This is a genomic window from Pantoea sp. SGAir0180 (assembly GCF_043546245.1).
The window spans coordinates 3749727-3775085 of record NZ_CP028071.1 but is presented as its reverse complement, the minus strand read 5'-3'; the positions used below and the strand labels follow the sequence as shown (position 1 = coordinate 3775085).

24 protein-coding genes are annotated in these 25359 nt (G+C 53.5%); 20 read left to right on the top strand and 4 right to left on the bottom strand.

Annotation, left to right across the window (positions count from 1 at the left end):
• Positions 1 to 6: 6 nt before the first annotated feature.
• The 5 genes from atpG (at position 7) to glmS (ending at position 6252) form a co-directional block, all read left to right on the top strand.
• A complete protein-coding gene (gene atpG, locus C1N58_RS17685; RefSeq protein ID WP_006121201.1) occupies positions 7 to 873 on the top strand; it encodes a F0F1 ATP synthase subunit gamma in 867 nt (288 codons plus the stop codon).
• 30 nt (positions 874 to 903) lie between these two features.
• The gene (atpD, locus tag C1N58_RS17680) at positions 904 to 2301 is read left to right on the top strand and encodes a F0F1 ATP synthase subunit beta (protein ID WP_006121202.1); all 1398 of its coding nucleotides are present in this window, start codon (positions 904 to 906) and stop codon (positions 2299 to 2301) included.
• A 24-nt stretch (positions 2302 to 2325) separates the two neighbouring features.
• Positions 2326 to 2745: a F0F1 ATP synthase subunit epsilon gene (locus C1N58_RS17675; protein ID WP_013023936.1), complete on the top strand. Its 420-nt coding sequence runs from the start codon at positions 2326 to 2328 to the stop codon at positions 2743 to 2745.
• 161 nt (positions 2746 to 2906) lie between these two features.
• Positions 2907 to 4277, top strand: a complete 1371-nt coding sequence (gene glmU, locus C1N58_RS17670) for a bifunctional UDP-N-acetylglucosamine diphosphorylase/glucosamine-1-phosphate N-acetyltransferase GlmU (protein ID WP_394564380.1) — start codon at positions 2907 to 2909, stop codon at positions 4275 to 4277.
• A 145-nt stretch (positions 4278 to 4422) separates the two neighbouring features.
• Positions 4423 to 6252, top strand: a complete 1830-nt coding sequence (gene glmS, locus C1N58_RS17665) for a glutamine--fructose-6-phosphate transaminase (isomerizing) (protein ID WP_054634780.1) — start codon at positions 4423 to 4425, stop codon at positions 6250 to 6252.
• A 192-nt stretch (positions 6253 to 6444) separates the two neighbouring features.
• Here glmS and C1N58_RS17660 read toward each other — a convergent pair whose 3' ends face one another.
• Positions 6445 to 6744 carry a hypothetical protein gene (locus tag C1N58_RS17660; RefSeq protein WP_394564379.1) on the bottom strand — a complete coding sequence of 100 codons (300 nt, stop codon included), beginning with the start codon at positions 6742 to 6744 and terminating at the stop codon, positions 6445 to 6447.
• A gap of 184 nt (positions 6745 to 6928) precedes the next feature.
• Between C1N58_RS17660 and pstS the strand changes: the two genes are divergently transcribed.
• The 6 genes from pstS to C1N58_RS17630 all read left to right on the top strand — a co-directional run bounded on the left by pstS (position 6929) and on the right by C1N58_RS17630 (position 12830).
• A complete protein-coding gene (gene pstS / locus C1N58_RS17655) occupies positions 6929 to 7972 on the top strand; it encodes a phosphate ABC transporter substrate-binding protein PstS (RefSeq protein ID WP_394564378.1) in 1044 nt (347 codons plus the stop codon).
• Positions 7973 to 8058: 86 nt separating this feature from the next.
• Complete coding sequence (pstC, locus tag C1N58_RS17650) at positions 8059 to 9021, top strand: phosphate ABC transporter permease PstC (RefSeq protein WP_006121208.1); 963 nt, start codon at positions 8059 to 8061, stop codon at positions 9019 to 9021.
• Positions 9018 to 9908: a phosphate ABC transporter permease PstA gene (pstA, locus tag C1N58_RS17645; protein WP_033737233.1), complete on the top strand. Its 891-nt coding sequence runs from the start codon at positions 9018 to 9020 to the stop codon at positions 9906 to 9908. The genes pstC and pstA overlap by 4 nt, the downstream gene beginning before the upstream one ends.
• Before the next feature lie 44 nt (positions 9909 to 9952).
• The gene (gene pstB / locus C1N58_RS17640; RefSeq protein ID WP_033737235.1) at positions 9953 to 10726 is read left to right on the top strand and encodes a phosphate ABC transporter ATP-binding protein PstB; all 774 of its coding nucleotides are present in this window, start codon (positions 9953 to 9955) and stop codon (positions 10724 to 10726) included.
• Positions 10727 to 10743: 17 nt separating this feature from the next.
• Positions 10744 to 11481, top strand: coding sequence for a phosphate signaling complex protein PhoU (gene phoU, locus C1N58_RS17635; RefSeq protein WP_006121211.1), 738 nt, complete (start codon positions 10744 to 10746; stop codon positions 11479 to 11481).
• Positions 11482 to 11591: 110 nt separating this feature from the next.
• Positions 11592 to 12830, top strand: a complete 1239-nt coding sequence (locus C1N58_RS17630) for an MFS transporter (protein ID WP_054634779.1) — start codon at positions 11592 to 11594, stop codon at positions 12828 to 12830.
• A 38-nt stretch (positions 12831 to 12868) separates the two neighbouring features.
• Here the strand turns inward: C1N58_RS17630 and xylB are convergent, their stop codons facing one another.
• Positions 12869 to 14314 (bottom strand): xylulokinase, encoded by a 1446-nt coding sequence (gene xylB / locus C1N58_RS17625; RefSeq protein WP_394550150.1) that lies wholly within the window; start codon positions 14312 to 14314, stop codon positions 12869 to 12871.
• 17 nt (positions 14315 to 14331) lie between these two features.
• Positions 14332 to 15654, bottom strand: a complete 1323-nt coding sequence (gene xylA, locus C1N58_RS17620; RefSeq protein ID WP_394564377.1) for a xylose isomerase — start codon at positions 15652 to 15654, stop codon at positions 14332 to 14334.
• Between the two features lie 354 nt (positions 15655 to 16008).
• Here xylA and xylF point away from each other — a divergent pair, with 354 nt between their 5' ends.
• From xylF to C1N58_RS17580, 8 genes are all read left to right on the top strand, one after another.
• On the top strand, positions 16009 to 17001 hold the full coding sequence (xylF, locus tag C1N58_RS17615; protein WP_039339152.1) for a D-xylose ABC transporter substrate-binding protein: 993 nt from the start codon (positions 16009 to 16011) through the stop codon (positions 16999 to 17001).
• 26 nt (positions 17002 to 17027) lie between these two features.
• On the top strand, positions 17028 to 18548 hold the full coding sequence (locus C1N58_RS17610) for a xylose ABC transporter ATP-binding protein (RefSeq protein ID WP_006121215.1): 1521 nt from the start codon (positions 17028 to 17030) through the stop codon (positions 18546 to 18548).
• Entirely contained in the window at positions 18541 to 19722 is a 1182-nt protein-coding gene (gene xylH, locus C1N58_RS17605) for a xylose ABC transporter permease XylH (protein WP_375093977.1), read from the top strand. Before C1N58_RS17610 ends, xylH begins: the two co-directional genes overlap by 8 nt.
• A 93-nt stretch (positions 19723 to 19815) precedes the next feature.
• A complete protein-coding gene (xylR, locus tag C1N58_RS17600; RefSeq protein WP_033737245.1) occupies positions 19816 to 20991 on the top strand; it encodes a D-xylose utilization transcriptional activator XylR in 1176 nt (391 codons plus the stop codon).
• Positions 20992 to 21666: 675 nt separating this feature from the next.
• Positions 21667 to 22104 (top strand): GNAT family N-acetyltransferase, encoded by a 438-nt coding sequence (locus C1N58_RS17595; protein WP_375093975.1) that lies wholly within the window; start codon positions 21667 to 21669, stop codon positions 22102 to 22104.
• A gap of 81 nt (positions 22105 to 22185) precedes the next feature.
• Entirely contained in the window at positions 22186 to 22653 is a 468-nt protein-coding gene (locus C1N58_RS17590; protein ID WP_394550148.1) for an OsmC family protein, read from the top strand.
• Between the two features lie 137 nt (positions 22654 to 22790).
• Entirely contained in the window at positions 22791 to 22979 is a 189-nt protein-coding gene (locus C1N58_RS17585; RefSeq protein WP_006121221.1) for a YjfB family protein, read from the top strand.
• A gap of 278 nt (positions 22980 to 23257) precedes the next feature.
• The gene (locus tag C1N58_RS17580) at positions 23258 to 23896 is read left to right on the top strand and encodes a LysE family transporter (protein WP_054634767.1); all 639 of its coding nucleotides are present in this window, start codon (positions 23258 to 23260) and stop codon (positions 23894 to 23896) included.
• Here the strand turns inward: C1N58_RS17580 and C1N58_RS17575 are convergent.
• Entirely contained in the window at positions 23867 to 24685 is an 819-nt protein-coding gene (locus C1N58_RS17575; protein ID WP_283788382.1) for a helix-turn-helix domain-containing protein, read from the bottom strand. The two genes, C1N58_RS17580 and C1N58_RS17575, sit on opposite strands and share 30 nt — an antisense overlap.
• A gap of 167 nt (positions 24686 to 24852) precedes the next feature.
• On the opposite strand from C1N58_RS17575, the gene C1N58_RS17570 reads away from it, so the two are divergent.
• Complete coding sequence (locus tag C1N58_RS17570) at positions 24853 to 25005, top strand: hypothetical protein (protein WP_155550090.1); 153 nt, start codon at positions 24853 to 24855, stop codon at positions 25003 to 25005.
• The last annotated feature ends 354 nt before the right edge of the window (positions 25006 to 25359 follow it).

Genomic DNA, 25359 nt, shown 5'->3' with positions numbered 1-25359 from the left:
AAGCTAATGGCCGGCGCAAAAGAAATACGTACCAAGATTGGAAGCGTAAAAAATACGCAGAAGATCACCAAAGCGATGGAAATGGTCGCCGCCTCCAAAATGCGTAAAACGCAGGAACGCATGGCGGCCAGCCGTCCGTATGCAGATACCATGCGCAAAGTGATTGGTCACCTTGCGTTAGGCAATCTGGAATACAAGCACCCTTACCTGGATGAGCGCGACGTTAAGCGCGTCGGCTACCTGGTCGTTTCGACTGACCGCGGGCTTTGTGGTGGTTTGAACGTTAACCTGTTCAAAAAATTGCTGGCAGAGATGAAGGCCTGGTCCGACAAAGGCGTACAGAGCGATCTGGCCATTGTGGGATCGAAAGGCGTGTCATTCTTCGGCGCTGTTGGTGGCAATGTAGTGGCACAGGTCACTGGCATGGGCGATAAGCCTGCGCTGTCTGATCTTATTGGCCCGGTAAAAGTGATGTTGCAGGCCTACGATGAAGGCCGTATCGACAAGCTGTACATTGTTAACAACAAGTTCAACAACACCATGTCTCAGACTCCGACCATTACCCAACTGCTGCCGTTACCGCCAGCGGAAGGTGAAGAAGAGATGAAGGCGAAGACCTGGGATTACCTGTACGAGCCCGATCCGAAAGCGCTGCTGGATACGCTGCTGCGTCGCTATGTCGAATCGCAGGTTTATCAGGGTGTGGTGGAAAACCTGGCCAGTGAGCAGGCCGCACGTATGGTGGCAATGAAAGCTGCAACCGATAACGGCGGAAATCTGATCAAAGAGCTGCAGTTGGTTTACAACAAAGCTCGTCAGGCCAGCATCACCCAGGAACTTACCGAGATCGTCTCGGGAGCCTCCGCGGTTTAACCAGGTTTGGAATTAGGTAGAGGATTCAAGATGGCAGCTGGAAAGATTGTCCAGATTATCGGCGCCGTAGTTGACGTCGAATTCCCTCAGGATGCAGTACCGCAAGTGTACAGCGCTCTTGAGGTTAAGAATGGTGATGCTCGTCTGGTGCTGGAAGTTCAGCAGCAGCTGGGTGGTGGCGTAGTGCGTACTATCGCCATGGGTACTTCTGACGGCCTGAAGCGCGGTCTGGAAGTTGCCGACCTGAAAAAACCGATCCAGGTACCGGTTGGTAAAGCAACCCTCGGCCGTATCATGAACGTGCTGGGCGAGCCTATCGACATGAAAGGCGACCTGAAAGAAGAAGATGGCAGTGCAGTAGAGGTTTCCTCTATTCACCGCCCTGCGCCTTCTTATGAAGAGCAGTCTAACTCGCAGGAACTGCTGGAAACCGGCATCAAGGTTATCGACCTGATGTGTCCGTTCGCGAAGGGCGGTAAAGTCGGTCTGTTCGGTGGTGCGGGTGTGGGTAAAACCGTAAACATGATGGAGCTGATCCGTAACATTGCGGCTGAGCACTCAGGTTACTCGGTATTTGCCGGCGTAGGTGAGCGTACTCGTGAGGGTAACGACTTCTACCACGAAATGACTGACTCCAACGTTATCGACAAAGTTGCGCTGGTGTATGGCCAGATGAACGAGCCGCCGGGTAACCGTCTGCGCGTTGCACTGACCGGTCTGACTATGGCGGAGAAATTCCGTGATGAAGGCCGTGACGTTCTGCTGTTCATCGACAACATCTACCGTTATACCCTGGCCGGTACAGAAGTCTCTGCACTGCTGGGTCGTATGCCATCTGCGGTAGGTTATCAGCCAACGCTGGCAGAAGAGATGGGTGTGTTGCAGGAGCGTATTACCTCCACCAAAACCGGTTCAATCACCTCCGTACAGGCCGTTTACGTCCCTGCGGATGACCTGACTGACCCGTCACCGGCAACCACCTTTGCTCACTTAGACTCAACAGTCACCCTGAGCCGTCAGATCGCCTCTCTGGGTATCTACCCAGCCGTTGATCCGCTGGACTCAACCAGCCGTCAGCTGGATCCACTGGTTGTGGGTCAGGAGCACTACGATGTTGCACGTGGCGTACAGTCACTGCTGCAGCGTTATCAGGAACTGAAAGACATTATCGCCATCCTGGGTATGGACGAACTGTCTGAAGAAGACAAACTGCTGGTGGCACGTGCGCGTAAGATTCAGCGCTTCCTGTCTCAGCCGTTCTTCGTAGCAGAAGTGTTCACCGGTTCTCCAGGTAAATACGTGACGCTGAAAGACACCATCCGTGGCTTTAAAGGCATCATGGAAGGTGAATTTGACCACCTGCCAGAGCAGGCCTTCTACATGGTTGGTGCCATCGAAGAAGCGGTCGAAAAAGCGAAGAAACTGTAATAACGGTTTCCCAGGAGGAAAATTATGGCTATGACTTATCACCTGGATGTTGTCAGTGCAGAGAGCCAACTGTTCTCTGGTCTGGTACAGAAAATTCAGGTGTCAGGTAGCGAAGGTGAACTGGGGATTTTCCCTGGCCACGCCCCGCTGCTGACTGCCATTAAGCCTGGAATGATCCGTATCGTGAAACAGCACGGCGAAGAGGAGTTTATTTACCTCTCTGGCGGCGTGCTGGAAGTGCAGCCTGGCAGCACTACCGTTCTGGCCGATACCGCTATTCGCGGTACCGATCTGGACGAAGCGCGTGCCCTGGAAGCAAAACGTAAAGCAGAAGAGCATATGAACAGCAGCCACGGCGACGTGGACTATGCTCAGGCTTCTGCGGAACTGGCGAAAGCCATTGCCAAACTGCGCGTGATCGAGCTGACCAAAAAAGCGATGTAATCCGGCTTTATGCGTCATGAAATGCCAGCCCATCGGGCTGGCATTTTTTTTATCTGAAGCCCGGATAGCGGGATAATAGCTAATTTCGGAACGAGAAAAATGTAGTAATCTCAGTGCTAAATCGTTTAACGTTCCTCAGTCAAAAATCAGTCAGGATAGATATGTCTAACAGTGCGATGAGTGTGGTGATTCTTGCGGCTGGCAAGGGCACACGTATGTATTCCGATCTGCCAAAAGTCTTGCATACGCTGGCAGGTAAACCGATGGTTCAGCACGTCATTGATGCCGCTAAAGGGCTGGGTGCGCAACAGGTTCATCTGGTTTACGGACACGGCGGTGACCAGCTCAAAGCCACGTTAACCGACAGTGCCGTTAACTGGGTGTTGCAGGCAGAACAACTCGGTACCGGGCATGCCATGCAGCAGGCAGCTCCGCACTTTGCAGACGACGAAGACATCATGATGCTTTATGGTGATGTTCCGCTGATTTCTGAAGAGACATTACAACGTCTGCGCGACGCGAAGCCGGAAGGCGGGATTGGACTGTTAACCGGCGTACTGGATAACCCTACGGGCTACGGCCGCATCGTGCGTGAAAATGGCACCATCGTCGGCATTATTGAGCAGAAAGATGCCAGCCCTGCGCAACTGGCCATTAATGAAATCAATACTGGCATCCTGATCGCTAACGGTGGTGATCTAAAACGCTGGCTGGCAAAACTTACCAATAATAATGCTCAGGGTGAATATTACATCACCGACATCATTGCCCTGGCGCATCAGGAAGGTCGGGTCATCAATGCGGTACACCCGGCACGCAATAGCGAAACTGATGGCGTAAACAACCGTCTGCAACTGGCAACTCTCGAGCGCACTTACCAGCAGGAGCAGGCAGAAAAACTGCTGCTTGCGGGCGTTATGCTACGCGATCCGGCACGCTTCGACCTGCGCGGCACGCTGCAGCATGGTCGGGACGTTGAGATCGACGTCAACGTCATTATTGAAGGCCAGGTAACGCTGGGCAACCGGGTCAATATTGGTGCGGGCTGCGTCATTAAAAACAGCGTCATCGGCGATGATTGCGAGATTAGCCCCTATTCGGTGATCGAGGATGCGAATCTGGCCACTGACTGTACGGTCGGCCCGTTCGCGCGTTTACGTCCCGGCAGTGAACTGGCCCAGGCCGCCCACGTCGGCAATTTCGTTGAAATGAAAAAAGCCCGACTCGGGAAAGGCTCTAAAGCAGGTCACTTGTCTTATCTGGGTGATGCGGAGATCGGTGCCAATGTGAATATCGGTGCAGGGACGATTACCTGCAATTACGATGGCGCAAACAAATTCAAAACCGTTATTGGTGACAATGTATTTGTTGGTTCGGATACGCAGCTGGTCGCACCGGTGAGTGTGGCGGCAGGCGCAACGATTGCCGCCGGAACAACGGTGATGAAAGACATTTCCACTGCCGATCTGGTCTATAACCGTAAAGAGCAGAATCACAAAGCCGGCTGGCAGCGCCCACAGAAGAAAAAATAATTTTTACGGCCCGGGCTAAACGGGCCGCTTGCAGTACCAAAACTATAATCCCCACTCTCTACAAGGCTCGGGGAACCGGCAATGCCGGACAATCAGGTCATATGACAACGTAATGGCAAACAGCCATGAAGTCAGGAAATAACTTATGTGTGGAATTGTTGGTGCAGTAGCACAACGTGATATCGCAGAAATTTTGTTAGAAGGTTTACGCCGCCTGGAATACCGCGGTTATGACTCAGCCGGTCTGGCCGTCGTCGATCAGCAAGGCCATATCACCCGTCTGCGTCGCCTGGGCAAAGTACAGATGCTGGCCGCGGCGGCGGAAGAACAGCCACTGATCGGCGGAACCGGTATCGCGCATACGCGCTGGGCAACCCATGGCGAACCCTCAGAGGCCAATGCGCATCCGCACGTTTCTGAGCATATCGTTATAGTGCACAACGGTATTATCGAAAACCATGAGCCGCTTCGTGAAGCGCTGATTGCGCAGGGTTACCATTTCAGCTCAGAAACCGATACCGAAGTGGTAGCGCATCTGGTTCATCTGGAGCAGAAAAAGGGCGGTTCGCTGCGTGAAGTCCTGCAGCGTGTGATTCCCCAACTACGCGGTGCCTATGGCATGGTGATCATGGACAGTCGCGATCCATCGTGTCTGGTGGCCGCCCGTTCAGGCAGCCCACTGGTGATCGGTCGTGGTGTGGGTGAAAACTTCATTGCTTCTGACCAACTGGCACTGTTGCCGGTCACTCGCCGCTTTATTTATCTGGAAGAGGGCGATATCGCTGAAATCAGCCGTCGCGATGTTACGATCGTCGATCGTGCGGGTAATACCGTGCGCCGCGATGAGATCGAATCCAGCGTACAGTACGATGCCGGCGATAAAGGTATCTATCGCCATTACATGCAAAAAGAGATCTATGAGCAGCCAAATGCGATTAAAAACACCTTAACGGGGCGTTTTAATCACGGTGCAGTCGATCTCAGCGAACTGGGGCCAAATGCAGAAGCGCTGCTCAGCAAGGTTGAGCACATCCAGATCATCGCCTGTGGCACTTCTTACAACTCTGGCATGGTCTCGCGTTACTGGTTCGAGGCGCTGGCAAACCTCCCTTGTGATGTCGAGATTGCGTCCGAATTCCGCTACCGTAAATCGGCGGTACGTAAAAACAGCCTGCTGATTACCCTGTCTCAGTCGGGGGAAACGGCGGATACGCTGGCCGCGCTGCGCCTGTCGAAAGAGCTGGGGTACCTGGGATCGCTGGCTATCTGTAACGTCGCGGGTTCGTCGCTGGTACGTGAATCCGATCTGGCGCTAATGACCAAAGCGGGTACGGAGATTGGTGTAGCCTCTACAAAGGCCTTTACCACTCAACTGACCGTACTGCTGATGCTGGTGGCAAAACTCGGTCGCCTGAACGGCATGTCCGCAGAAAAAGAGCACGAGATTGTGCATGGTCTGCAGGCTCTGCCAAGCCGCATTGAGCAAATGCTGGCGCAGGATAAGCTGATTGAAAACCTGGCCGAAGATTTCTCTGATAAGCACCATGCCCTGTTCCTTGGCCGTGGTGATCAGTACCCTATCGCGATGGAAGGGGCGCTCAAGCTGAAGGAGATCTCGTATATTCATGCGGAAGCCTATGCGGCAGGTGAACTCAAGCACGGTCCGCTGGCGTTGATCGATGCCGATATGCCGGTCATTGTGGTGGCGCCGAACAATGAACTGTTAGAGAAGCTGAAATCGAATATCGAAGAAGTGCGCGCGCGTGGCGGTCTGCTGTACGTGTTTGCCGATCAGGATGCCGGTTTCAGTGACAGCGAAGGAATGAAAATCATTCCTCTGCCGCACGTCGAAGAGGCCATTGCGCCTATCTTCTATACCGTGCCGCTCCAGCTGCTCTCCTATCATGTGGCCCTGATCAAAGGCACCGATGTGGATCAGCCGCGTAACCTGGCGAAATCGGTAACGGTCGAGTAATGCATCTTATGCGTGAATCCCCGACGGGATTCACGCGTTTCATTTATTTGATCTTGTTACTGCATTGCTCCAGTGCACGCTGTTGATCGCTGATTTTGCGGTTAGCCTCATCGAGTGAACGCTGCAGGTTATTTATCGTATCATCATTTTTGCTTAGCTTTTGGCGAGTTGACTGAGGTTACTTGCCTGATTTTATAGCGTTTTTGTTAAGTCTTTAATCTTATCTTTCATTGCAATAACACCTTCAACATCGACGGATGATTGTTTAACGGCGCCGTAATAACCCAATATAGCCAGAGCGCCTCTGTTATTAGCTGCGGTATAAAATTTATCTAAATGAATCGTGGGTGTCGTATCATCCGCCTGTAAGCCTGTAAGCCTGTAAGCCTGTAAGCCTGTAAGCCTGTAAGCCTGTAAGCCTGTAAGCCTGTAAGCCTGTAAGCCTGCCAGCGTACAGAGCAGGACGACATTGCACACCAGAAGCTTCTTCATAAATCTCATCGAACATGTCCTTTTCGAGAGGAGTCTTATGAAATGAGCAATAATTGTGCCTGTCATATAACTGTAATATTAACTACATTTTTCTGTCACTAAACTGTCCTATTTTCCCTCCTGCAGCAATCACTGACTCTTACTAAAAAGGCACTTAGCCTGACTTTTCTCCCCTGGAGGGAACATGACACTGATGCGTAGCACCGTAGCCCGAATCCTCGCCGCCTCTCTTGCCGTTAATGCGGTTTCTGCATTTGCAGCCACCGATCTGACCGGTGCTGGCGGTACATTCCCGGCGCCGGTTTATGCCAAGTGGGCAGCAGAGTATCAGCAAGCCACCGGTAGCAAAATCAACTATCAGGGCATTGGTTCATCTGGCGGTGTAAAACAAATTATCGCCAAAACCGTTGATTTCGGTGCCTCCGATGCGCCTATGAAAGACGAAGATCTGCAGAAATATGGTCTGTTCCAGTTCCCTACCGTAATCGGTGGCGTGGTGCTGGCGGTTAACCTGCCAGGCATCAAATCTGGTCAGCTGACGCTGGACGGTAAAACCGTTGGCGACATCTATCTGGGTAACATCAAAAAGTGGAACGATCCTGCGATTGTTAAACTGAACCCAGGCGTGAAACTGCCCGATACCAACATCAACGTGGTGCGTCGCGCGGATGGTTCAGGTACCTCTTTCGTTTTCACCAGCTACCTGGCGAAAGTGAACGAAGAGTGGAACAGCAAAATTGGTAAAGGCAACACCGTTAACTGGCCAACCGGTCTGGGCGGTAAAGGTAACGATGGCGTAGCAGCCTTTGTACAGCGTCTGCCAGGTTCTATTGGTTACGTTGAGTACGCGTATGCCAAACAGAATAACCTGACCTATACCAAACTGATGGATGCGGACGGCAAAGCGGTTGCGCCAAGCGAAACCAGCTTCTCTAATGCCGCGAAAGGCGCAGACTGGAGCAAATCGTTTGCTCAGGATCTGACCTTCCAGAAAGGCAATGATGCATGGCCGATCACCTCAACCACCTTTATCCTGATTTACAAAGATCAGACTAATGCGGCGAAAGGTGCCGAAGTCCTGAAGTTCTTTGACTGGGCCTACAAAGATGGCGGTAAAACGGCCAATGCGCTGGATTATGCCACCCTGCCGGAGAGCGTGGTTCAGCAGATCCGTGCTGCCTGGAAAGCCAATATCAAAGACAGTTCTGGTAAAGCGCTTTATAAGTAAGTGAATGACCCTGACCAGCCTGCGTGCTGGTCAGCCTTCAAGGGCGGCGTCTGCCGCCCTGATAACTTCTGAGGACGAAGACTTCTATGGCTGCAACGAAGTCGGCATTCAAAGCCCCAGGTAAGCAAGGTGACCGAATTTTTGGCGCGCTGGTAAAACTCTCTGCGCTGATTGTTCTGTTGCTTATGGGCGGCATTATCGTCTCCCTGATCTTCTCTTCCTGGCCAAGCATACAGAAATTTGGTTTCGCGTTTTTGTGGACCAAAACCTGGGACGCCCCTAACGAACAATTCGGTGCACTGGTGCCGATTTACGGCACACTTGTCACCTCAATCATTGCGTTGATTATTGCGGTACCGGTCAGTTTCGGTATTGCTCTTTTTCTGACCGAACTCTCACCAGGCTGGTTACGACGTCCACTGGGAACCGCAATTGAGCTGCTCGCTGCGATTCCGAGTATTGTTTATGGTATGTGGGGCTTATTTATCTTTGCTCCGCTGTTCGCAGAATATTTCCAGACGCCCGTTGGTGATGTCCTCTCGGGCATTCCGATTATTGGCGCTCTGTTCTCCGGTCCGGCGTTTGGTATCGGTATTCTGGCCGCAGGTGTGATTCTGGCCATCATGATCATTCCCTATATTGCTTCAGTCATGCGCGACGTGTTTGAGCAGACGCCGGTGATGATGAAAGAGTCAGCCTATGGGATTGGCTGCACCACGTGGGAAGTGATCTGGCGCATCGTGTTGCCGTTTACTAAAAACGGCGTCATCGGCGGCATCATGCTGGGCCTGGGACGTGCGCTGGGCGAAACCATGGCGGTCACCTTTATTATCGGTAACACCTACCAGCTCGACAGTGCCTCACTGTTTATGCCAGGCAACAGTATCACCTCGGCACTGGCGAATGAGTTTGCTGAAGCCGAATCGGGTGTTCACGTAGCGGCACTGATGGAACTGGGCCTGATTCTGTTTGTTATCACCTTTATTGTGCTGGCGATTTCCAAGTTAATGATTATGCGTCTGGCAAAAAGTGAAGGAGCGCGATCATGACAACAATGGAAGTACAGGCTCGGGCCGAACTGGAAGCGTCACGTCGCAAAATGCAGTCGTGGCGTAGCACCAAGAACAAAATCGCCTTAACGCTGTCCTTGCTGACGATGGCATTTGGCTTATTCTGGCTGGTCTGGATTTTGTTTACCACCGTGAGCCGCGGCATTGACGGGCTTTCATGGTCGCTGTTTACCGAGTCCACACCGCCGCCAAACACGGCGGGAGGCGGATTAGCCAATGCGCTGGTAGGTAGCGGTTTACTGATTTTATGGTCGACATTCATTGGCACGCCACTGGGCATTCTGGCGGGTGTGTATCTGGCAGAATATGGTCGTAAGTCTTTACTGGCGGAAGTGATTCGTTTCATTAACGACATCCTGCTGTCTGCCCCATCGATTGTTGTGGGCCTGTTTGTCTACACCATTGTCGTGGCGCAGATGCACCACTTCTCAGGCTGGGCAGGTGTGATAGCGCTGGCGTTGTTACAGATTCCAATAGTGATTCGCACGACGGAAAACATGTTACGACTGGTACCTGACAGCATGCGCGAAGCAGCCTATGCGCTGGGTACGCCGAAATGGAAGATGATTTCCGCCATTACGCTGAAAGCGTCCGTATCCGGGATTATTACGGGTGTGCTGCTGGCGGTAGCGCGCATCGCGGGCGAAACCGCGCCGCTGCTGTTTACTGCGCTGTCGAACCAGTTCTGGAGCACCGACATGATGCAGCCGCTGGCAAACCTTCCGGTCACCATCTTTAAATTTGCGATGAGTCCGTTCGCCGAGTGGCAAAGTCTGGCCTGGGCGGGCGTACTGATTATTACCCTCTGTGTGTTGCTGTTAAATATCGTAGCACGCGTGGTATTCGCCAAGGGTAAACACGGTTAACGACTGACACGGCCCTGTGCGGTGTCGTATAAGAGAGAAAAGCAATGAGTACTGCGACTGCATCAGCGGGTAAGATTCAGGTCCGTAATCTGAATTTTTATTACGGCAAGTTTCACGCTCTGAAAAACATCAACCTGGATATTGCGAAGAATCAGGTGACGGCCTTTATCGGCCCTTCAGGCTGTGGTAAATCCACTTTGCTGCGAACCTTCAATAAAATGTATTCGCTCTATCCCGAGCAGCGCGCGGAAGGGGATATTCTGCTGGACGGCGACAACATTCTGGCGTCCAACCAGGATATCGCCCTGCTGCGCGCCCGGGTTGGCATGGTGTTCCAGAAGCCAACGCCTTTCCCGATGTCGATTTATGACAATATCGCCTTTGGCGTGCGCTTGTTTGAAAAGCTGTCTCGCGCCGATATGGACGAGCGTGTGCAGTGGGCGCTTACCAAGGCGGCCCTGTGGACTGAAACCAAAGACAAGCTGCATCAGAGTGGCTACAGTCTGTCAGGCGGCCAGCAGCAGCGTCTGTGTATTGCGCGCGGTATCGCCATTCGTCCGGAAGTCCTGCTGCTGGATGAGCCCTGTTCAGCGCTGGATCCCATTTCTACCGGCCGTATCGAAGAACTCATTACTGAACTGAAGCAGGATTACACCGTCGTGATCGTGACACACAACATGCAGCAGGCGGCACGTTGTTCCGACCACACGGCGTTTATGTATCTGGGCGAACTGATTGAATTCAGCGACACCGACACGCTGTTCACCAAGCCGGCACAGAAACAAACGGAAGACTACATTACAGGTCGCTACGGCTGATTAGACAGGAGATCGCCATGGACAGTTTAAATCTGAATAAACACATCTCCGGTCAGTTTAACGCTGAGCTGGAGCACATCCGCACGCAGGTGATGATCATGGGCGGCATGGTTGAGCAGCAGCTGACCGATGCCATTACCGCCATGCATAATCTGGACGGCGAACTGGCCCAGCGCGTCATTGATGGCGACCAGAAGGTCAACATGATGGAAGTGGAGATTGATGAAGCCTGTGTGCGCATCATCGCCAAACGTCAGCCGACCGCTATCGATTTACGTCTGGTCATGGCGATTATCAAAACCATCTCCGAACTGGAACGCATCGGCGATGTTGCCGAGAAAATCAGCCGCACTGCGCTGGAGAAGTTTGGCCAGCAACATCTGCCGCTGCTGGTCAGCCTGGAATCGCTGGGCCGTCATACTGTGCAGATGCTGCATGATGTGCTGGATGCCTTTGCGCGCATGGACCTTAACGAAGCCGTGCAGATCTACCGCGAAGACAAGAAAGTGGATAAAGAGTACGAAGGCATTGTGCGTCAGCTGATGACCTACATGATGGAAGATCCGCGGACGATTCCCAGCGTTCTGACGGCGCTGTTTTGCGCCCGCGCCATCGAACGTATCGGTGACCGCTGCCAGAATATCTGCGAAATCATTTTCTACTTCGTGAAAGGTCAGGATTTCCGTCACGTGGGCGGCGACAGGCTGGACGCGCTGTTATCCGGTGACGACGACGGTAGCAACAAACCGTCTTGATCTCGCGCAACCGTGCGCCATAAGGCGCACGGCTCCGGCTATTCTGCATAGACCCCATCCTCTTAGCTCTTTATACTTGCGCCAGTTTTTTAACCAACGGGTGCGCACTCATGTCCTCTTCTTCCCCTGTTAAGCAGAGCATTACGCCTGCGAAAGCGATGCTGGCTGCCGTCAGCGGTTATGCCATGGACGGATTCGATCTGCTGATTCTCGGGTTTATGCTGCCCGCTATCAGCCTGTCGCTGGCACTGGATCCGTCACAGGCTGGTTCACTGGTGACCTGGACGCTGATCGGCGCGGTCATCGGCGGCATTGTGTTTGGCCACCTCAGCGATCGCTATGGGCGCATTCGTGTGTTAACCATCACGATACTGATGTTCTCTGTCTTTACCGGATTGTGTGCAGTGGCGCAGGGTTACTGGGATCTGCTGGCGTACCGTACGCTGGCGGGCATGGGACTGGGCGGTGAGTTTGGCATCGGCATGGCGCTGATTGCAGAAGCCTGGCCGGCAGAAAAGCGCAACCGCGCCTCGGCCTGGGTCGGCATCGGCTGGCAACTCGGCGTACTGCTGGCGGCATTTATCACCCCGCCTTTACTGAGTGTGATTGGCTGGCGCGGCATGTTCCTGGTGGGATTACTGCCCGCGCTGGTGTCATTTGTTATTCGCCGCAGCATGGGCGAACCTGAGAGCTTCACCCGTCAAATTAAACATGTTCCCTCGCTGTCCTTTCCCGCCCGACTGAAACTGCTGTTTAAAGACCGCGCCACCAGCAAAGCCAGCCTGGGGATCTTTATTCTCTGTTCCGTTCAGAACTTCGGTTATTACGGCCTGATGATCTGGATGCCCAGCTACTTGTCCTCTAACTTCGGTTTCAGTCTGACCAAATCCGGCGTCTGGACGGCAGTAACCGTGGTGGGCATGACCTTTGGCATCTGGCTGTTTGGCGTGCTGGCCGATCGCTTTGCGCGCTGGAAAATCTTCCTGCTTTACCAGTTCGGTGCGGTCGTGATGGTTGTGGTTTATGCGCAACTGCGCGATCCGACCGTGATGTTGTTTACCGGTGCGCTGATGGGCCTGTTCGTCAACGGTATGATTGGCGGCTATGGCGCATTGATCTCAGATACCTTTCCGCCGCAGGTTCGTGCGACCGCGCAGAACGTATTGTTTAATCTGGGGCGCGGCGTCGGTGGATTGGGTCCGTTGGTAATCGGGCTGCTGGCGGGTAAATTCTCCTTCGTAGCTGCTATCACGCTACTGGCCCTGATCTACCTGCTGGATATTGCAGCAACGCTGTTCCTGCTGCCGAAAAAGCAAAGCCAGGACGATGTGCTGGGGGCGATTGGTTAAAAGAAAAAGGGGCAACCCTGTTGCCCCTTTTTTCTGAATTACTGATTCATCAGCGGCAGCAACTGCTGATACAACCGACTGAACGTCTCACGTCTCGGCTGATAATGTGCATGACGAGCCGGATCTGGCTCATGGCGCTGCACCTGCTTCAGGGCCGGAATGGTCAGGTTGTTATCTATTGCCATCTGCGCCAGTCGGGCGGCACCCAGCGCCGGGCCGACATCGCCACCTTCGCAGTAGTCCAGTGTTTGTCCGCTGATATCTGCCAGCATCTGCCGCCAGTAGCGACTTCGTGCTCCACCGCCAATCAGCATGATGCTTTCGGGTGTTACGCCGCAGTCGTGAACCACATCCATGCCGTCTGCCAGCGCAAAACCGACGCCTTCCAGCACGGCGCGCGCCAGCTCGGGTCGCCCATGCTGGTGGGTAAACCCAAAGAAGCTGCCGCAGGCATGCGGATTATTATGCGGTGTGCGTTCACCGGAAAGATAAGGCAAAAACCACAAGGCGGGCGCATCGTCTTTTGCACGTTCCGCTTCGGCTAACAGGTGCGGGACATCATCGCAGCCCGTCAGTGACGCTGCCCAGTCCAGGCAGGAAGCGGCGCTCAGCATTACAGACATCAGGTGCCAGCGCTGCGGCAGCGCATGACAAAAGCTGTGTACCGCCTGCTCGGGATTGCTGAGATAGCCTTCGCTGACCACGAAGTACACGCCGGAGGTACCGAGTGACAACATCCCTTGCCCCGGCGCGACCATGCCGACGCCGACCGCGCCTGCCGCGTTATCGCCACCGCCCGCCACGATCGGCACCTGCGGCAGCGACCAGCGCTGCGCGATCGCGGCTGATAAAGTACCGGTAATCTGGTTGCCTTCGAACAGGGCTGGCATCTGGCTGTGATCCAGCCCGCAGGCCGCGAGCATCTGCTCACTCCAGTCACGCTTTTCCACATCCAGCCACATGGTTCCGGCTGCATCAGACATGTCGCTGGCAAACTCGCCGCTCAGGCGCCAGCGCAGGTAATCTTTAGGCAGCAGCACCCTGGCAATCCGGGCAAAAATGTCTGGTTCGTGCTGTTGCACCCATAATAGTTTGGGCGCGGTAAAGCCTGGCATCATCAGGTTACCGGTGATGCGCCGTGAGTCAGGTACCCGCTGCTCCAGTTCACGGCACTGATCGCCGCTGCGTCCGTCGTTCCAGAGAATGGCGGGACGCAGCACCCGATGCTGCGCGTCCAGCAAGGTCGCGCCGTGCATCTGTCCTGTCAGGCCCACAGCTTTCACCGTGCTCAGGTCGTGACGCTGTGCCAGTGCCTGCATTGCCTTATCCGTGGCCTGCCACCAGCTTTCGGGATCTTGCTCGCTCCATAACGGATGCGGGCGGGAAACCGTTAGTGGGGCCGTTTCCACCGCCGCCACCTGCCCTTGCACATCCAGCAACACGACTTTTACGCCGGATGTGCCGATATCGATCCCGATTACCATGTCGCGCTCCTTACGGATTAGAAGTCATAGAGGTAATGATTCACCAGGTTTTCCAGTTGTTCCTGGCGACCGCTGCGATGTTGCGGATTGAACTGCTGCTGGTGCGCATGGGCCGCGAGCGTTTCCAGTGAAAACTCACCTTTCAAAATCTGCTGACCAAACTCCCCGTTCCAGCCGCTGTAGCGCTGTGCCACGCGCTGATCAAGCTCACCGTCAGACAGCATACGCGCCGCCACTTTCAACGCCAGCGCCATCGTGTCCATGGCTCCGATGTGTCCATAGAACAGATCGTACTTGTCGGTGCTCTGCCGACGTACTTTGGCATCAAAGTTTAAGCCGCCTGTGGTAAAGCCGCCTGCTTTGATAATTTCATACATCACCAGCGCGTTCTCTTCCACGCTGACCGGGAACTGATCGGTGTCCCAGCCACACTGGGCATCACCCCTATTGGCATCGACCGAACCAAATACACCCAGCGCAATTGCCGTCGCTATTTCGTGATGGAATGAGTGACCCGCCAGCGTGGCATGGTTGGCTTCCACGTTTACCTTAATCTCTTTTTCCAGGCCAAACTGCTTCAGGAAGCCATAAACCGTCGCGACGTCATAATCGTACTGATGTTTGGTCGGCTCTTGCGGTTTGGGTTCAATCAGGAGCGTGCCCTGGAAGCCGATTTTGTGCTTATGTTCAACGACCATCTGCATAAAGCGGCCAATCTGCTCGCGCTCCTGGCGCAGGTCGGTATTTAACAGCGTTTCATAGCCTTCGCGTCCGCCCCACAGTACGTAGTTTTCGCCCCCCAGCGTTTGGGTCGCTTTCATTGCACTGCACACCTGACTGGCGGCCCAGGAAAACACTTCCGGATCCGGATTGGTGGCGGCACCCGCACCGTAACGCGGATGCGTAAAGCAGTTAGCGGTGCCCCAGAGCAGTTTTAAGCCCGTTTCCTGCTGTTTCGCCTGCAACGTATCGGTCATTACCGCCAGGTTTTCGCGATAGCTTTTTAAGGAGTCACCTTCAGGTGAGACGTCCACATCGTGGAAGCAGTAGTAAGGCACGTTCAGCTTGTGGAAAAACTCAAAGGCAACGTCCGCTTTCAGTTTGGCCAGCGCCAGCGCATCGCCCGCTTTTTGCCATGGACGATCAAAAGCGCCGACACCAAACATGTCCGCGCCATTCCAGCAGAAGGTGTGCCAGTAACAGGCGGCGAAGCGCAGATGCTCAGCCATGGTTTTCCCCAGGATGACTTCGTCAGGGTTGTAGTGGCGGAAGGCCAGAGGATTACTGGTTTTTGCGCCTTCGTAGCGAACGCGATCAAACTGGTCAAAATAAGCGTGCATGGTTTGCTCCTTAACAGTGGTCCCGAATGGGTTACCCAGAAGCCATATTGTGCGTATCCGCTTTCTGACCACTCAATTACGATATTTCACACAGGCAGTAAGAGAATTATTTATTGTGCGCTTGCTCGCAAAAAAATATGACGATGAGATGACCTCATGCTGTGCAGTTTGCGGTAACGGCGAGTCTGAAAATGTTAAAATTTGGATCGCGCTCAAAAATTCAGAAATAAACCAAAAAACGTAATAGCCGGATAAAAATCAGTAATTGCTGGCAGGTAAAAATAAGGTGAACAATTCATCCGCCTGGTTCATAGCCTTACAACGACAATAACCGTTCCCTACAGGATGACCATGATGAAAATGAAACCCGCATTACTCGCTGCGCTTGCGGCGCTTACGCTGTTCAGTCAGGCCAGTCTGGCAAAAGAAGTCAAAATCGGCATGGCCATTGACGATTTACGTCTGGAACGCTGGCAAAAAGACCGCGATATCTTCGTTAAACAGGCGGAAGCAAAGGGCGCGAAAGTCTTCGTGCAGTCTGCCAATGGCAACGAAGAAACGCAAATGTCGCAAATCGAAAATATGATCAACCGCGGCGTGGATGTGCTGGTTATTATTCCCTACAACGGTCAGGTATTAAGTAACGTCGTGGCAGAAGCGAAACGCGAAGGCATTAAAGTTCTGGCCTATGATCGCATGATTAATAATGCCGATATCGATTTCTATATTTCGTTTGATAATGAAAAAGTCGGCGAAATGCAGGCTGAAAGCCTGGTGAAAAAAGTACCCAAAGGCAATTACTTCCTGATGGGCGGATCGCCTGTCGATAATAACGCCCGCCTGTTCCGCGAAGGGCAGATGAAGGTGTTAAAACCCTCTATTGATAATGGCAGCATAAAAGTTGTCGGTGACCAGTGGGTTGATGCCTGGCTGCCGGAAAATGCACTGAAAATCATGGAAAACGCCCTGACCGCCAATAAAAACCACATCGATGCCGTTGTGGCCTCAAACGATGCTACCGCGGGGGGAGCGATCCAGGCGCTCAGCGCGCAGGGGCTGGCCGGTAAGGTCGCCATCTCCGGGCAGGATGCCGATCTGGCCGCCATCAAACGCATCATGAATGGCACGCAAACCATGACGGTGTACAAACCGATCAAAGAACTGGCGACTGAAGCAGCTAATGTCGCCGTCGAGCTGGGCAACGGTCAGACGCCTGCCAGCAATGCCAAACTCAACAACGGCCTGAAAGACGTGCCGTCGCGCCTGCTGACGCCCATCGAGGTCAACAAAGACAATATCGACAGTACCGTGGTGAAAGACGGTTTCCACAAGAAGAGTGAACTCTGATCGCCATCCTGCGAAGGAGAAGACCGATGTTGCTGGAAATGAAAAATATCACCAAGCGTTTCGGCGCGGTGAAGGCGCTGGACAACGTCAGCCTGCAACTGGATGCCGGTGAAGTGCTGTCGTTGTGTGGTGAAAACGGCTCTGGCAAATCGACCCTGATGAAAATCCTGTGCGGACTGTATCCGCACGGGGAGTTTGAGGGGCAGATTCAGTTTTCCGGGGACCCGATCCAGGCACAGACTATTCGCGATACCGAACGCAAAGGAATTGTCATTATCCATCAGGAGCTGGCGCTGGTACGGCAACTGACCGTGATGGAGAACATCTTCCTGGGCGCAGAGCTGGGGCGCTTTGGCATGGTGGACGATGAAACCATGACGCTGCGCTGCCAGCAGTTGCTGGAACGGGTCAAACTTAACGTCTCGCCCGACACGCGCGTGGGTGAGCTGGGCCTGGGGCAACAGCAGCTGGTGGAGATTGCGCGGGCGCTCAACAAACAGGTGCGGCTGCTTATCCTCGATGAGCCGACGTCCTCGCTGACCGAGCAGGAAACCACGGTACTGCTCAGTATCATCCACAACCTGCGCGAGCACGGTATCGCCTGTATTTATATCTCGCACAAACTGAACGAGGTGCGGGCGATTTCGGACACCATCTGCGTGATTCGCGATGGTCAGCATATTGCCACTCGTCCGGCGGCGGGCCTGAGTGAGGACGATATCATCACCATGATGGTCGGACGTGAACTCACGGCGCTCTATCCACATTCACCTCACGAGATTGGCGACACGGTGCTGCAGGTCAGCAACCTGACGGCCTGGCACCCGGTCAACCGCCACATCAAGCGCGTGAATAACCTGTCCTTTACCCTGCGTAAGGGAGAGATCCTTGGTATCGCCGGATTAGTCGGTGCTGGCCGAACGGAAACCGTTCAGTGTCTGTTTGGCGTCTGGCCTGGTCGCTGGCAGGGTGAGATCCGGATTAACGGCAACAAAGTGACTATCCGCGACTGTCAGGAGGCAATCGCGCACGGCATTGCCATGGTACCGGAGGATCGTAAAAAAGACGGCATTGTGCCGCTGATGGGCGTGGGCAAAAACATCACTCTGGCGGCGCTGGATCAGTTCAGCCAGCGCCTGTCCACAATTGACGAAGCCAGCGAGCTGCACGCCATTAATGCCGCTATCGCCCGCTTGCGGGTCAAAACCTCGTCACCTGAACTGCCGATTGGCCGCCTCAGCGGCGGCAACCAGCAAAAAGCGATTCTGGCGAAATGCCTGCTGCTCAATCCAAAAATTCTGATTCTGGATGAGCCCACGCGCGGTATTGATGTGGGTGCGCGGCAGGAAATTTATGTGCTAATCAATGCGCTGGTACAGCAGGGCATCTCCGTCATTGTGATCTCGTCTGAGTTGCCCGAAGTGCTGGGCCTCAGCGACCGCATTCTGGTGATGCATGAAGGGCAAATCAAAGCCGATCTGATTAACGACAATCTGACTCAGGAGCAGGTGATGGAAGCCGCTCTGCGGAGTGAACATTATGCTTAACAGCGAAACCAAGCCCGCCGTATCGACGCCGGCCAACAAGCCCGTCTCCAGCAAGCTCGGCCTGCGTAATTTGCAGGTGCTGGTCATGCTGGGGGCGATTGTGTTGATTGCCCTGTTTTTTACCTGGACTACTGACGGTGCCTGGCTCAGCCCGCGCAACGTCTCTAACCTGCTGCGCCAGACAGCGATAACCGGCATCCTGGCGGTGGGCATGGTGTTTGTTATTATCTCCGCTGAGATCGACCTCTCAGTTGGCTCTATGATGGGGCTGCTGGGCGGCGCGGCGGCGATCTTTGACGTCTGGCTGGGCTGGCCGCTGCCACTGACCATTGTGGTCACGCTGGTGCTTGGCCTGCTGCTGGGCACCTGGAATGGCTGGTGGGTGGCCTACCGCAAGGTGCCTTCGTTTATCGTAACGCTGGCCGGTATGCTGGCGTTTCGCGGCATCCTGGTCGGTATCACCGACGGAACTACCGTTGCCCCGACCAGTCCGGCGATGTCCCAGATTGGGCAAAGCTATTTGCCAGGCGGCTTCGGTTTTGGTTTTGGCTTTATCGGCCTGGCACTGTTTATTTTGTGGCAGTGGCGCTTACGGCTGCGTCGTCAGCAGTTGGGGCTGGCTCAACCGGCGGCGACAAGCACCGTGGCACGCCAGGCGATCACCGCCGTGCTGGTGCTGGGGGCGATCTGGCTGCTGAATGATTACCGTGGCGTACCTACTCCGGTACTGCTGCTGGCATTGCTGCTGCTGGCGGGAATGTTTATGGCCACCCGCACGGCTTTTGGCCGCCGCATTTACGCCATCGGCGGCAATATTGATGCCGCCCGGCTTTCCGGTATCAATGTGGCGCGCACCAAGCTGGCGGTGTTTGCCATCAATGGCCTGATGGTGGCGATCGCGGGGCTGATCCTCAGCTCACGTCTGGGCGCGGGATCGCCTTCTGCCGGGAACATCGCCGAACTGGATGCGATTGCAGCCTGTGTTATCGGCGGCACCAGCCTGGCTGGCGGGGTCGGATCCGTCGCCGGGGCGGTGATGGGCGCGTTTATCATGGCCTCGCTGGATAACGGCATGAGCATGATGGATGTGCCGACCTTCTGGCAGTACATCGTAAAAGGGGCGATTTTGCTGCTGGCGGTCTGGATGGACACCGCAACGCGCCGCCGTATGTAATCGTGTGAACGATCACACTGTGGCGCAAACCATTTCTGTGATGCATCCAGCTGTGCTATGCAATGCGCTGGGAGTTAACGGGACGCTGCCACTATGCATGAGAAACGATACCGCATTACCCTGCTGTTTAACGCCAACAAGGTTTACGATCGTCAGGTGGTTGAAGGCGTTGGCGAGTATTTACAGGCTTCACAGACAAACTGGGATATTTTCATTGAGGAGGATTTCCGCTGCCGCATTGACAATATCCATGAGTGGCTGGGCGACGGCGTGATTGCGGATTATGACGACAGCGCCATTCAGCGTTCGCTGGCAGACGTGGCGGTGCCGGTCGTCGGTGTGGGTGGCTCCTATCATCGTGAAGAGGATTACCCGCCGGTACACTACATTGCCACCGACAACAGCGCGCTGGTGGAAAGTGCCTTCCTGCACCTGAAAGCGCGCGGTATCAACCGTTTTGCATTTTACGGTTTGCCGGCTTCCAGTGGTAAACGCTGGGCACAGGAGCGCGAACTGGCGTTTCGCCAACGCGTCATGCGTGAGCGCTATATGGGCGTGGTTTATCAGGGCATGGAAACCGCCTCTGAGAACTGGCAGCACGCGCAAAACCGCCTGGCCGACTGGCTGCAAACCCTTCCCCCGCATACCGGCATTATTGCTGTCACTGATGCACGTGCGCGTCATCTGCTGCAGGCCTGCGAGCACCTGAAGATTCCGGTGCCTGAGAAGCTGTGCGTAATTGGCATCGACAACGAAGAACTGACCCGTTATCTCTCTCGCGTCGCGCTTTCCTCGGTAGTTCAGGGTTCACGACAGATGGGTTATCAGGCCGCTAAGCTGTTACACCGCCTGCTGGATAAGCAGGTTCTGCCGCTCCAGCGCATTCTGGTACCGCCAGTGAAAGTGATTGCCCGCCGCTCAACCGATTTCCGCTCGCTGCACGACCCGGCAGTGATTCAGGCGATGCATTTTATCCGTTTTAACGCCTGTAAGGGCATTAAGGTGGAGCAGGTACTGGATGCCATTGGCCTGTCGCGTTCTAACCTGGAGAAGCGTTTCCGTGACGAAACCGGCGATACGATTCACGCCATGATCCATCGAGAAAAGCTGGAAAAGGCAAAGGAACTGCTGGCGGGCTCGTCACTCAGTATCAATGAGATCTCGCAGATGTGTGGTTATCCCTCATTGCAGTATTTCTATTCGGTGTTCAAGAAGAGCTATGCGACGACACCGAAAGAGTACAGGCAGGAAAATGGAGAAGTGGCGTAAGAAGGCGATGTTGGCATTTCTGTGAGTACATGAATGAACCGATGACCTGTCGCCATCATCTATAAGGAAGCCGGTCCGAATGTCCTGGGCTGGCTTTCCACTTATATTTTCTCTGAAAGACAAGACGAGAATGTCAGAATGAATATATTCAACTGAGTAACACCGTAAGGCATATTAAAGTAGCTATAAAAGATTTAATTTTTTGATTTATATAATTAATTATTCAAAATTTTCTGAGGTTATGTTCTGTTAAACAGTGTGGCAGAGCTTGCTGTCACTCTGTTTAACAATCACCATGATCCATGGTCACCCTTTTTTTGAGGGACTGTGTAGTTCAGTGCTTTTCTGACAGACTGTCGAAAATATACTTCTTTATATTATGGTTTTCTTTGAGAAAGGGCTGGGCCGCTGCCTCGCTTAAGTAGGAATCGCAAAATTCCACAGCCATTCGTAATACCCTGGTTGAATGCGCCTGCGCTGTCATCGTTATTATGGTCATCAGCCACGATTTTACAGACTCCATCGCATTAAGATAGCTTCTGAGGGAGACAGCTGCTTTACTGATTGAGCAGGCTCCAACAAGCCGTCAGTCGCTGTTTTCGTATCCGCGATGTGTAGCGTCGTCATGGCATTACAGCGGCGAGTTATCTGGCCCATCGACTAAAAGGAACGTCAATGCTTAACGTTCGTAATGCCCTGCCGGATGATTACGCAGCCTGGCTGGGGCTCTGGAAAGATTACCTGCTGTTTTATGGTCATCACCTGGATGAGAGCGTCACGCTGTCTACCTGGCAGAGAATCCATTCACCTGACTCCGCGCTCATGTGTCGACTCGCCGAACAAAACGGCAGCGTGATCGGTTTCGCGATATGTGTGATACACGAGGGGACCTGGGTCACTCGGCCCGTATGCTATCTGGAAGATCTCTTTGTTAAGGAAAACAAGCGCGGCGTAGGTGCGGGAAAAGCCCTAATCGTGGCAGTCTGCGATGAAGCCCGTGAACTGGGTTGGGCGAAAGTATATTGGGTGACAAATGAAAACAATCCTGCCCGCAGATTGTACGATAAGCTGGCACAGGTGGATGATATTGTCCGTTATAACATCAGGCTCTGAGCATCAATCCGCTGGGCTACAGGCCTGAAATCACGATGGATACTGTCTCCAGAATCACCTTCAGCCTTTAAAGGATGCAAGATGGCTAATCGGGAACATCATTACCATATTCACATTCGCTGGACCGGTAACCGTGGCAGCGGTACAGATTCCTACACTGCGTACGACCGCAATGGTGAGCTTGCCGCTGAGGGGAAAGCGACCATCGCACTGAGTGCCGATCCGGCCTTTCGGGGCGATGCCACGCGCTGGAATCCCGAAGAACTGTTACTGGCCTCGGCGTCCGCCTGCCATAAATTATGGTATCTGCATCTGTGCGCTGATGCCGGTATCATCGTCGAGGCTTATGAGGATGCGGCGGAGGGCACAATGGTCGAGGGTGAGCGGGGGCATTTCAAGCAAATCACGCTGAAGCCGTTGGTCACATTGCGCGATCCGGCGGACGCTGCGCGCGCAGAAGCGCTGCACCACGATGCTCACGATGCGTGTTTTATCGCGAATTCGCTGAATTTTCCGGTGAGTTTTGTGCCGCGGTTTGTTTCACGATAAGCAGTGTGCTTCACGGTACTGTTAATCATGCTTAAGTTTTGCGTATATGTGCCGATACTTTATGCGCCACTGGCGAAATCCGTCGCCAGTATTATGTGACCCCCGTTTGGGGCTCAGTCAACATAAGGAGCAACTGCATGGATATTCAGCAACTCACAACGCTGTCTGCAGGGTTAGATCAATGGCAGGCACGTGGTGAAGCCAATGCGACGCTGTTAAAGAAAACCCTGAACCAACAGGCAGATACCATCACTACACTGGTGGAAGGCGTTACTGCCCTTCCCGCGAACCCGGCTGTAGGGCGGAACATTAACACCACCGCCTGATTATTCTGCTCCAGGTTCCCCGGGCGGATCATGTCGTACCGCCCGCTTTATTCCCTTTCCCCGTCGGCTGACTCTCCCTTCATCCCTTCGCTGCAATTTTTTCCAATACCTGAGCTGAGTAAAAGAATGAAATAAGGTATCACTCACGTTCAGGCAGGGAACTCAATGACGCCGCTTCAGTTTACGCTTCGCTCTCCGGAATGGGCTCTTTTTACAGAATTTACAGGCTCATATCAGGTGGCACAGCGCGAGGTTCTTTCGTGCAGGAGTGTAGTGCGATGATGTCCTTTTCGACGGGGTTTTTCTTAAGTCTGTCACTGTGTCTGGATATCGGCATTGCCAACATCGCTATGATTACGCTGGCAATGCAGCGGGGATATTTTCAGGGATTTTCGCTGGGCATCGGCACCTGTATAGGCGATCTTTTTTATGCCGTGCTGGCGCTGGCGGGCATGGCGGTGTTGCTGCAATTCGAGATAGTGCGATGGATAATCTGGGCGGGTGGAGGGCTTCTGCTGACAGGGTTCACCGTTAAAATGCTGATGGCTGCCTTCAGTACAGTTAACGATATCGACACATCACAGGTGACTGTCAGGCAATCGCTGTTCCGTGAGTTTCGTCGCGGAATTGTACTGGCCCTGTCCTCGCCCACCGCCATTCTGTGGTTTGCGACGGTGGGTGGCGCGCTCATTTCCCGTTTCGGGGAGCAAAACCTTACTGGAACCACGCTATTTCTGAGCGGTTTTTTTCTGGCCGGGGTGATATGGACGGGTGTGCTCTGTCTGGTTGGCAGCGTGGGCGGCAGGCTATTAGGACAAAAGTTGTTGAGATATTCCTACATGCTTTCTGCCCTTATCTTTGCCTGTTTTGCTTTTTACGTCATCGTTTCAGGTTATAAAGAATTTTTGCTTTCCTGAACCTACTTGTGAAGCATAGTGTTTGGGCGTGGTGCCCATTACTTTGCGAAACGCATTGATAAAATGGCTTTGATCGTAAAATCCCAGGCGATGCGCGGCGTCCAGAGGATGCTGATTCTGTCGCAGAAGCGCCCGCGCTGCACACAGGCGAAGCTGCATGTGATACTGCAAAGGTGGAAGCCCGGTATAAGCAGTAAAACGCCTCACCAGCGCGTATTTGCTTATTCCCGCTACCTGCACCAATGCATTCAGCGTAAGCTTCATGTTCACATGCTGACGCATAAAAGCAATGATGCGGTCCAGGTCTTTATCGACCACGGCATCTCGCGTGACTTTCTCAGAGAACAATTCTGCGCACAACAGCAAAAGTGCCTGCTCTTCCTCTTCGCTGTCATGGTGTTGTGTCAGTTGGGCATAGCGACATATAGCGTTAAATAACGCCTGATGCGTGAAAACGCCTTCAGCTAAAACGGGTGCCTCACGGTGACTGCTGAGATTTTGGCTGAGATTGAATGTTTTTAATAGCGTCTGCGGAATATGGATGCTGAGGAATTCAGCGCCGTGCTGATCGAAACGTGAAGACTGGATGCTGGCCGGATTATACAGGGTGATCTGACCCGCATTGACCTGCTGTGTCTGGCCATTAAGTGTGATTTCCTCAATGCCCGACAGGTTGGCGCTAAGCACATATTCATCGTGCGTGTGTTTTGGAAAGGTTGCGTTATGCGCTTTAACGCGCGAGCACTCCATACCATTGTGACTAAACCAGTCCAGAGCGTACAGCGCCATTAAAGCTCTCCTCCACAAAATATCAGCGCGCAGATGGCGCTGATAAAGCCTCTCAGCAGACTATATCACCGCGATGAAAAGACGCACATTAACGCGTAATATTCCAGTCGCTTTTGCCACAGGAAAAACAGGTAGTTAAAGAAAAGAGCGGAGGAGGGCGAAAAGGCATGATTTTTCAGGATTACTGGCAAATTTTAGTGCGCTTTGCTTACCTGGAAAGCCGAAAGCCGAAAGCCGAAAGCCGAAAGCCGAAAGCCGAAAGCCGAAAGCCGAAAGCCGAAAGCCGTGACAAACAAACCCATCCGCTCTCTGGAATCTAAGCCACGGGTTGACACATAAGAAACCAACAGGGGAAAAGGGCGCGCTACGTACTAACAGCAATAAAGCATTATCCTGTTTGTCGTCTGGCAGCAGTCATCCAGATGTGTGCGTTTAAAAGCGCACAAGCTTCGCAGTTAACCGCTCTTAGTGCGCAGATAAGATCTGCCAGACAAGTGAGATATCCTTAATCCCTGGCATAGCAAAACGTGAAATATAGCTGCAGATCGCGCTGAGCTTCTGCTTCTCCTGCCTCAGTCACCCTTACCAAAACGTTATATGTCAATTCCGCAACGTCGGCATGAGGTTTTAGCTATCAGCGTGATAGATAGTATGATCACAATTGCGGCACTTAT

What these genes read in the sequence shown, in the direction of transcription:
- C1N58_RS17590 (WP_394550148.1), top strand. Translation starts at nt 22,186, where the DNA reads ATGGCTAATCGGGAACATCATTACCATATTCACATTCGCTGGACCGGT.
- xylH (WP_375093977.1), top strand. Translation starts at nt 18,541, where the DNA reads ATGCTTAACAGCGAAACCAAGCCCGCCGTATCGACGCCGGCCAACAAG.
- pstS (WP_394564378.1), top strand. Translation starts at nt 6,929, where the DNA reads ATGACACTGATGCGTAGCACCGTAGCCCGAATCCTCGCCGCCTCTCTT.
- phoU (WP_006121211.1), top strand. Translation starts at nt 10,744, where the DNA reads ATGGACAGTTTAAATCTGAATAAACACATCTCCGGTCAGTTTAACGCT.
- glmU (WP_394564380.1), top strand. Translation starts at nt 2,907, where the DNA reads ATGTCTAACAGTGCGATGAGTGTGGTGATTCTTGCGGCTGGCAAGGGC.
- C1N58_RS17575 (WP_283788382.1), bottom strand. Translation starts at nt 24,685, where the DNA reads ATGGCGCTGTACGCTCTGGACTGGTTTAGTCACAATGGTATGGAGTGC.
- C1N58_RS17610 (WP_006121215.1), top strand. Translation starts at nt 17,028, where the DNA reads ATGTTGCTGGAAATGAAAAATATCACCAAGCGTTTCGGCGCGGTGAAG.
- C1N58_RS17580 (WP_054634767.1), top strand. Translation starts at nt 23,258, where the DNA reads ATGATGTCCTTTTCGACGGGGTTTTTCTTAAGTCTGTCACTGTGTCTG.
- xylA (WP_394564377.1), bottom strand. Translation starts at nt 15,654, where the DNA reads ATGCACGCTTATTTTGACCAGTTTGATCGCGTTCGCTACGAAGGCGCA.
- C1N58_RS17660 (WP_394564379.1), bottom strand. Translation starts at nt 6,744, where the DNA reads ATGAAGAAGCTTCTGGTGTGCAATGTCGTCCTGCTCTGTACGCTGGCA.
- C1N58_RS17675 (WP_013023936.1), top strand. Translation starts at nt 2,326, where the DNA reads ATGGCTATGACTTATCACCTGGATGTTGTCAGTGCAGAGAGCCAACTG.
- C1N58_RS17570 (WP_155550090.1), top strand. Translation starts at nt 24,853, where the DNA reads ATGATTTTTCAGGATTACTGGCAAATTTTAGTGCGCTTTGCTTACCTG.
- pstA (WP_033737233.1), top strand. Translation starts at nt 9,018, where the DNA reads ATGACAACAATGGAAGTACAGGCTCGGGCCGAACTGGAAGCGTCACGT.
- xylF (WP_039339152.1), top strand. Translation starts at nt 16,009, where the DNA reads ATGAAAATGAAACCCGCATTACTCGCTGCGCTTGCGGCGCTTACGCTG.
- atpD (WP_006121202.1), top strand. Translation starts at nt 904, where the DNA reads ATGGCAGCTGGAAAGATTGTCCAGATTATCGGCGCCGTAGTTGACGTC.
- C1N58_RS17595 (WP_375093975.1), top strand. Translation starts at nt 21,667, where the DNA reads ATGCTTAACGTTCGTAATGCCCTGCCGGATGATTACGCAGCCTGGCTG.
- pstC (WP_006121208.1), top strand. Translation starts at nt 8,059, where the DNA reads ATGGCTGCAACGAAGTCGGCATTCAAAGCCCCAGGTAAGCAAGGTGAC.
- C1N58_RS17585 (WP_006121221.1), top strand. Translation starts at nt 22,791, where the DNA reads ATGGATATTCAGCAACTCACAACGCTGTCTGCAGGGTTAGATCAATGG.
- atpG (WP_006121201.1), top strand. Translation starts at nt 7, where the DNA reads ATGGCCGGCGCAAAAGAAATACGTACCAAGATTGGAAGCGTAAAAAAT.
- glmS (WP_054634780.1), top strand. Translation starts at nt 4,423, where the DNA reads ATGTGTGGAATTGTTGGTGCAGTAGCACAACGTGATATCGCAGAAATT.
- pstB (WP_033737235.1), top strand. Translation starts at nt 9,953, where the DNA reads ATGAGTACTGCGACTGCATCAGCGGGTAAGATTCAGGTCCGTAATCTG.
- xylB (WP_394550150.1), bottom strand. Translation starts at nt 14,314, where the DNA reads ATGGTAATCGGGATCGATATCGGCACATCCGGCGTAAAAGTCGTGTTG.
- xylR (WP_033737245.1), top strand. Translation starts at nt 19,816, where the DNA reads ATGCATGAGAAACGATACCGCATTACCCTGCTGTTTAACGCCAACAAG.
- C1N58_RS17630 (WP_054634779.1), top strand. Translation starts at nt 11,592, where the DNA reads ATGTCCTCTTCTTCCCCTGTTAAGCAGAGCATTACGCCTGCGAAAGCG.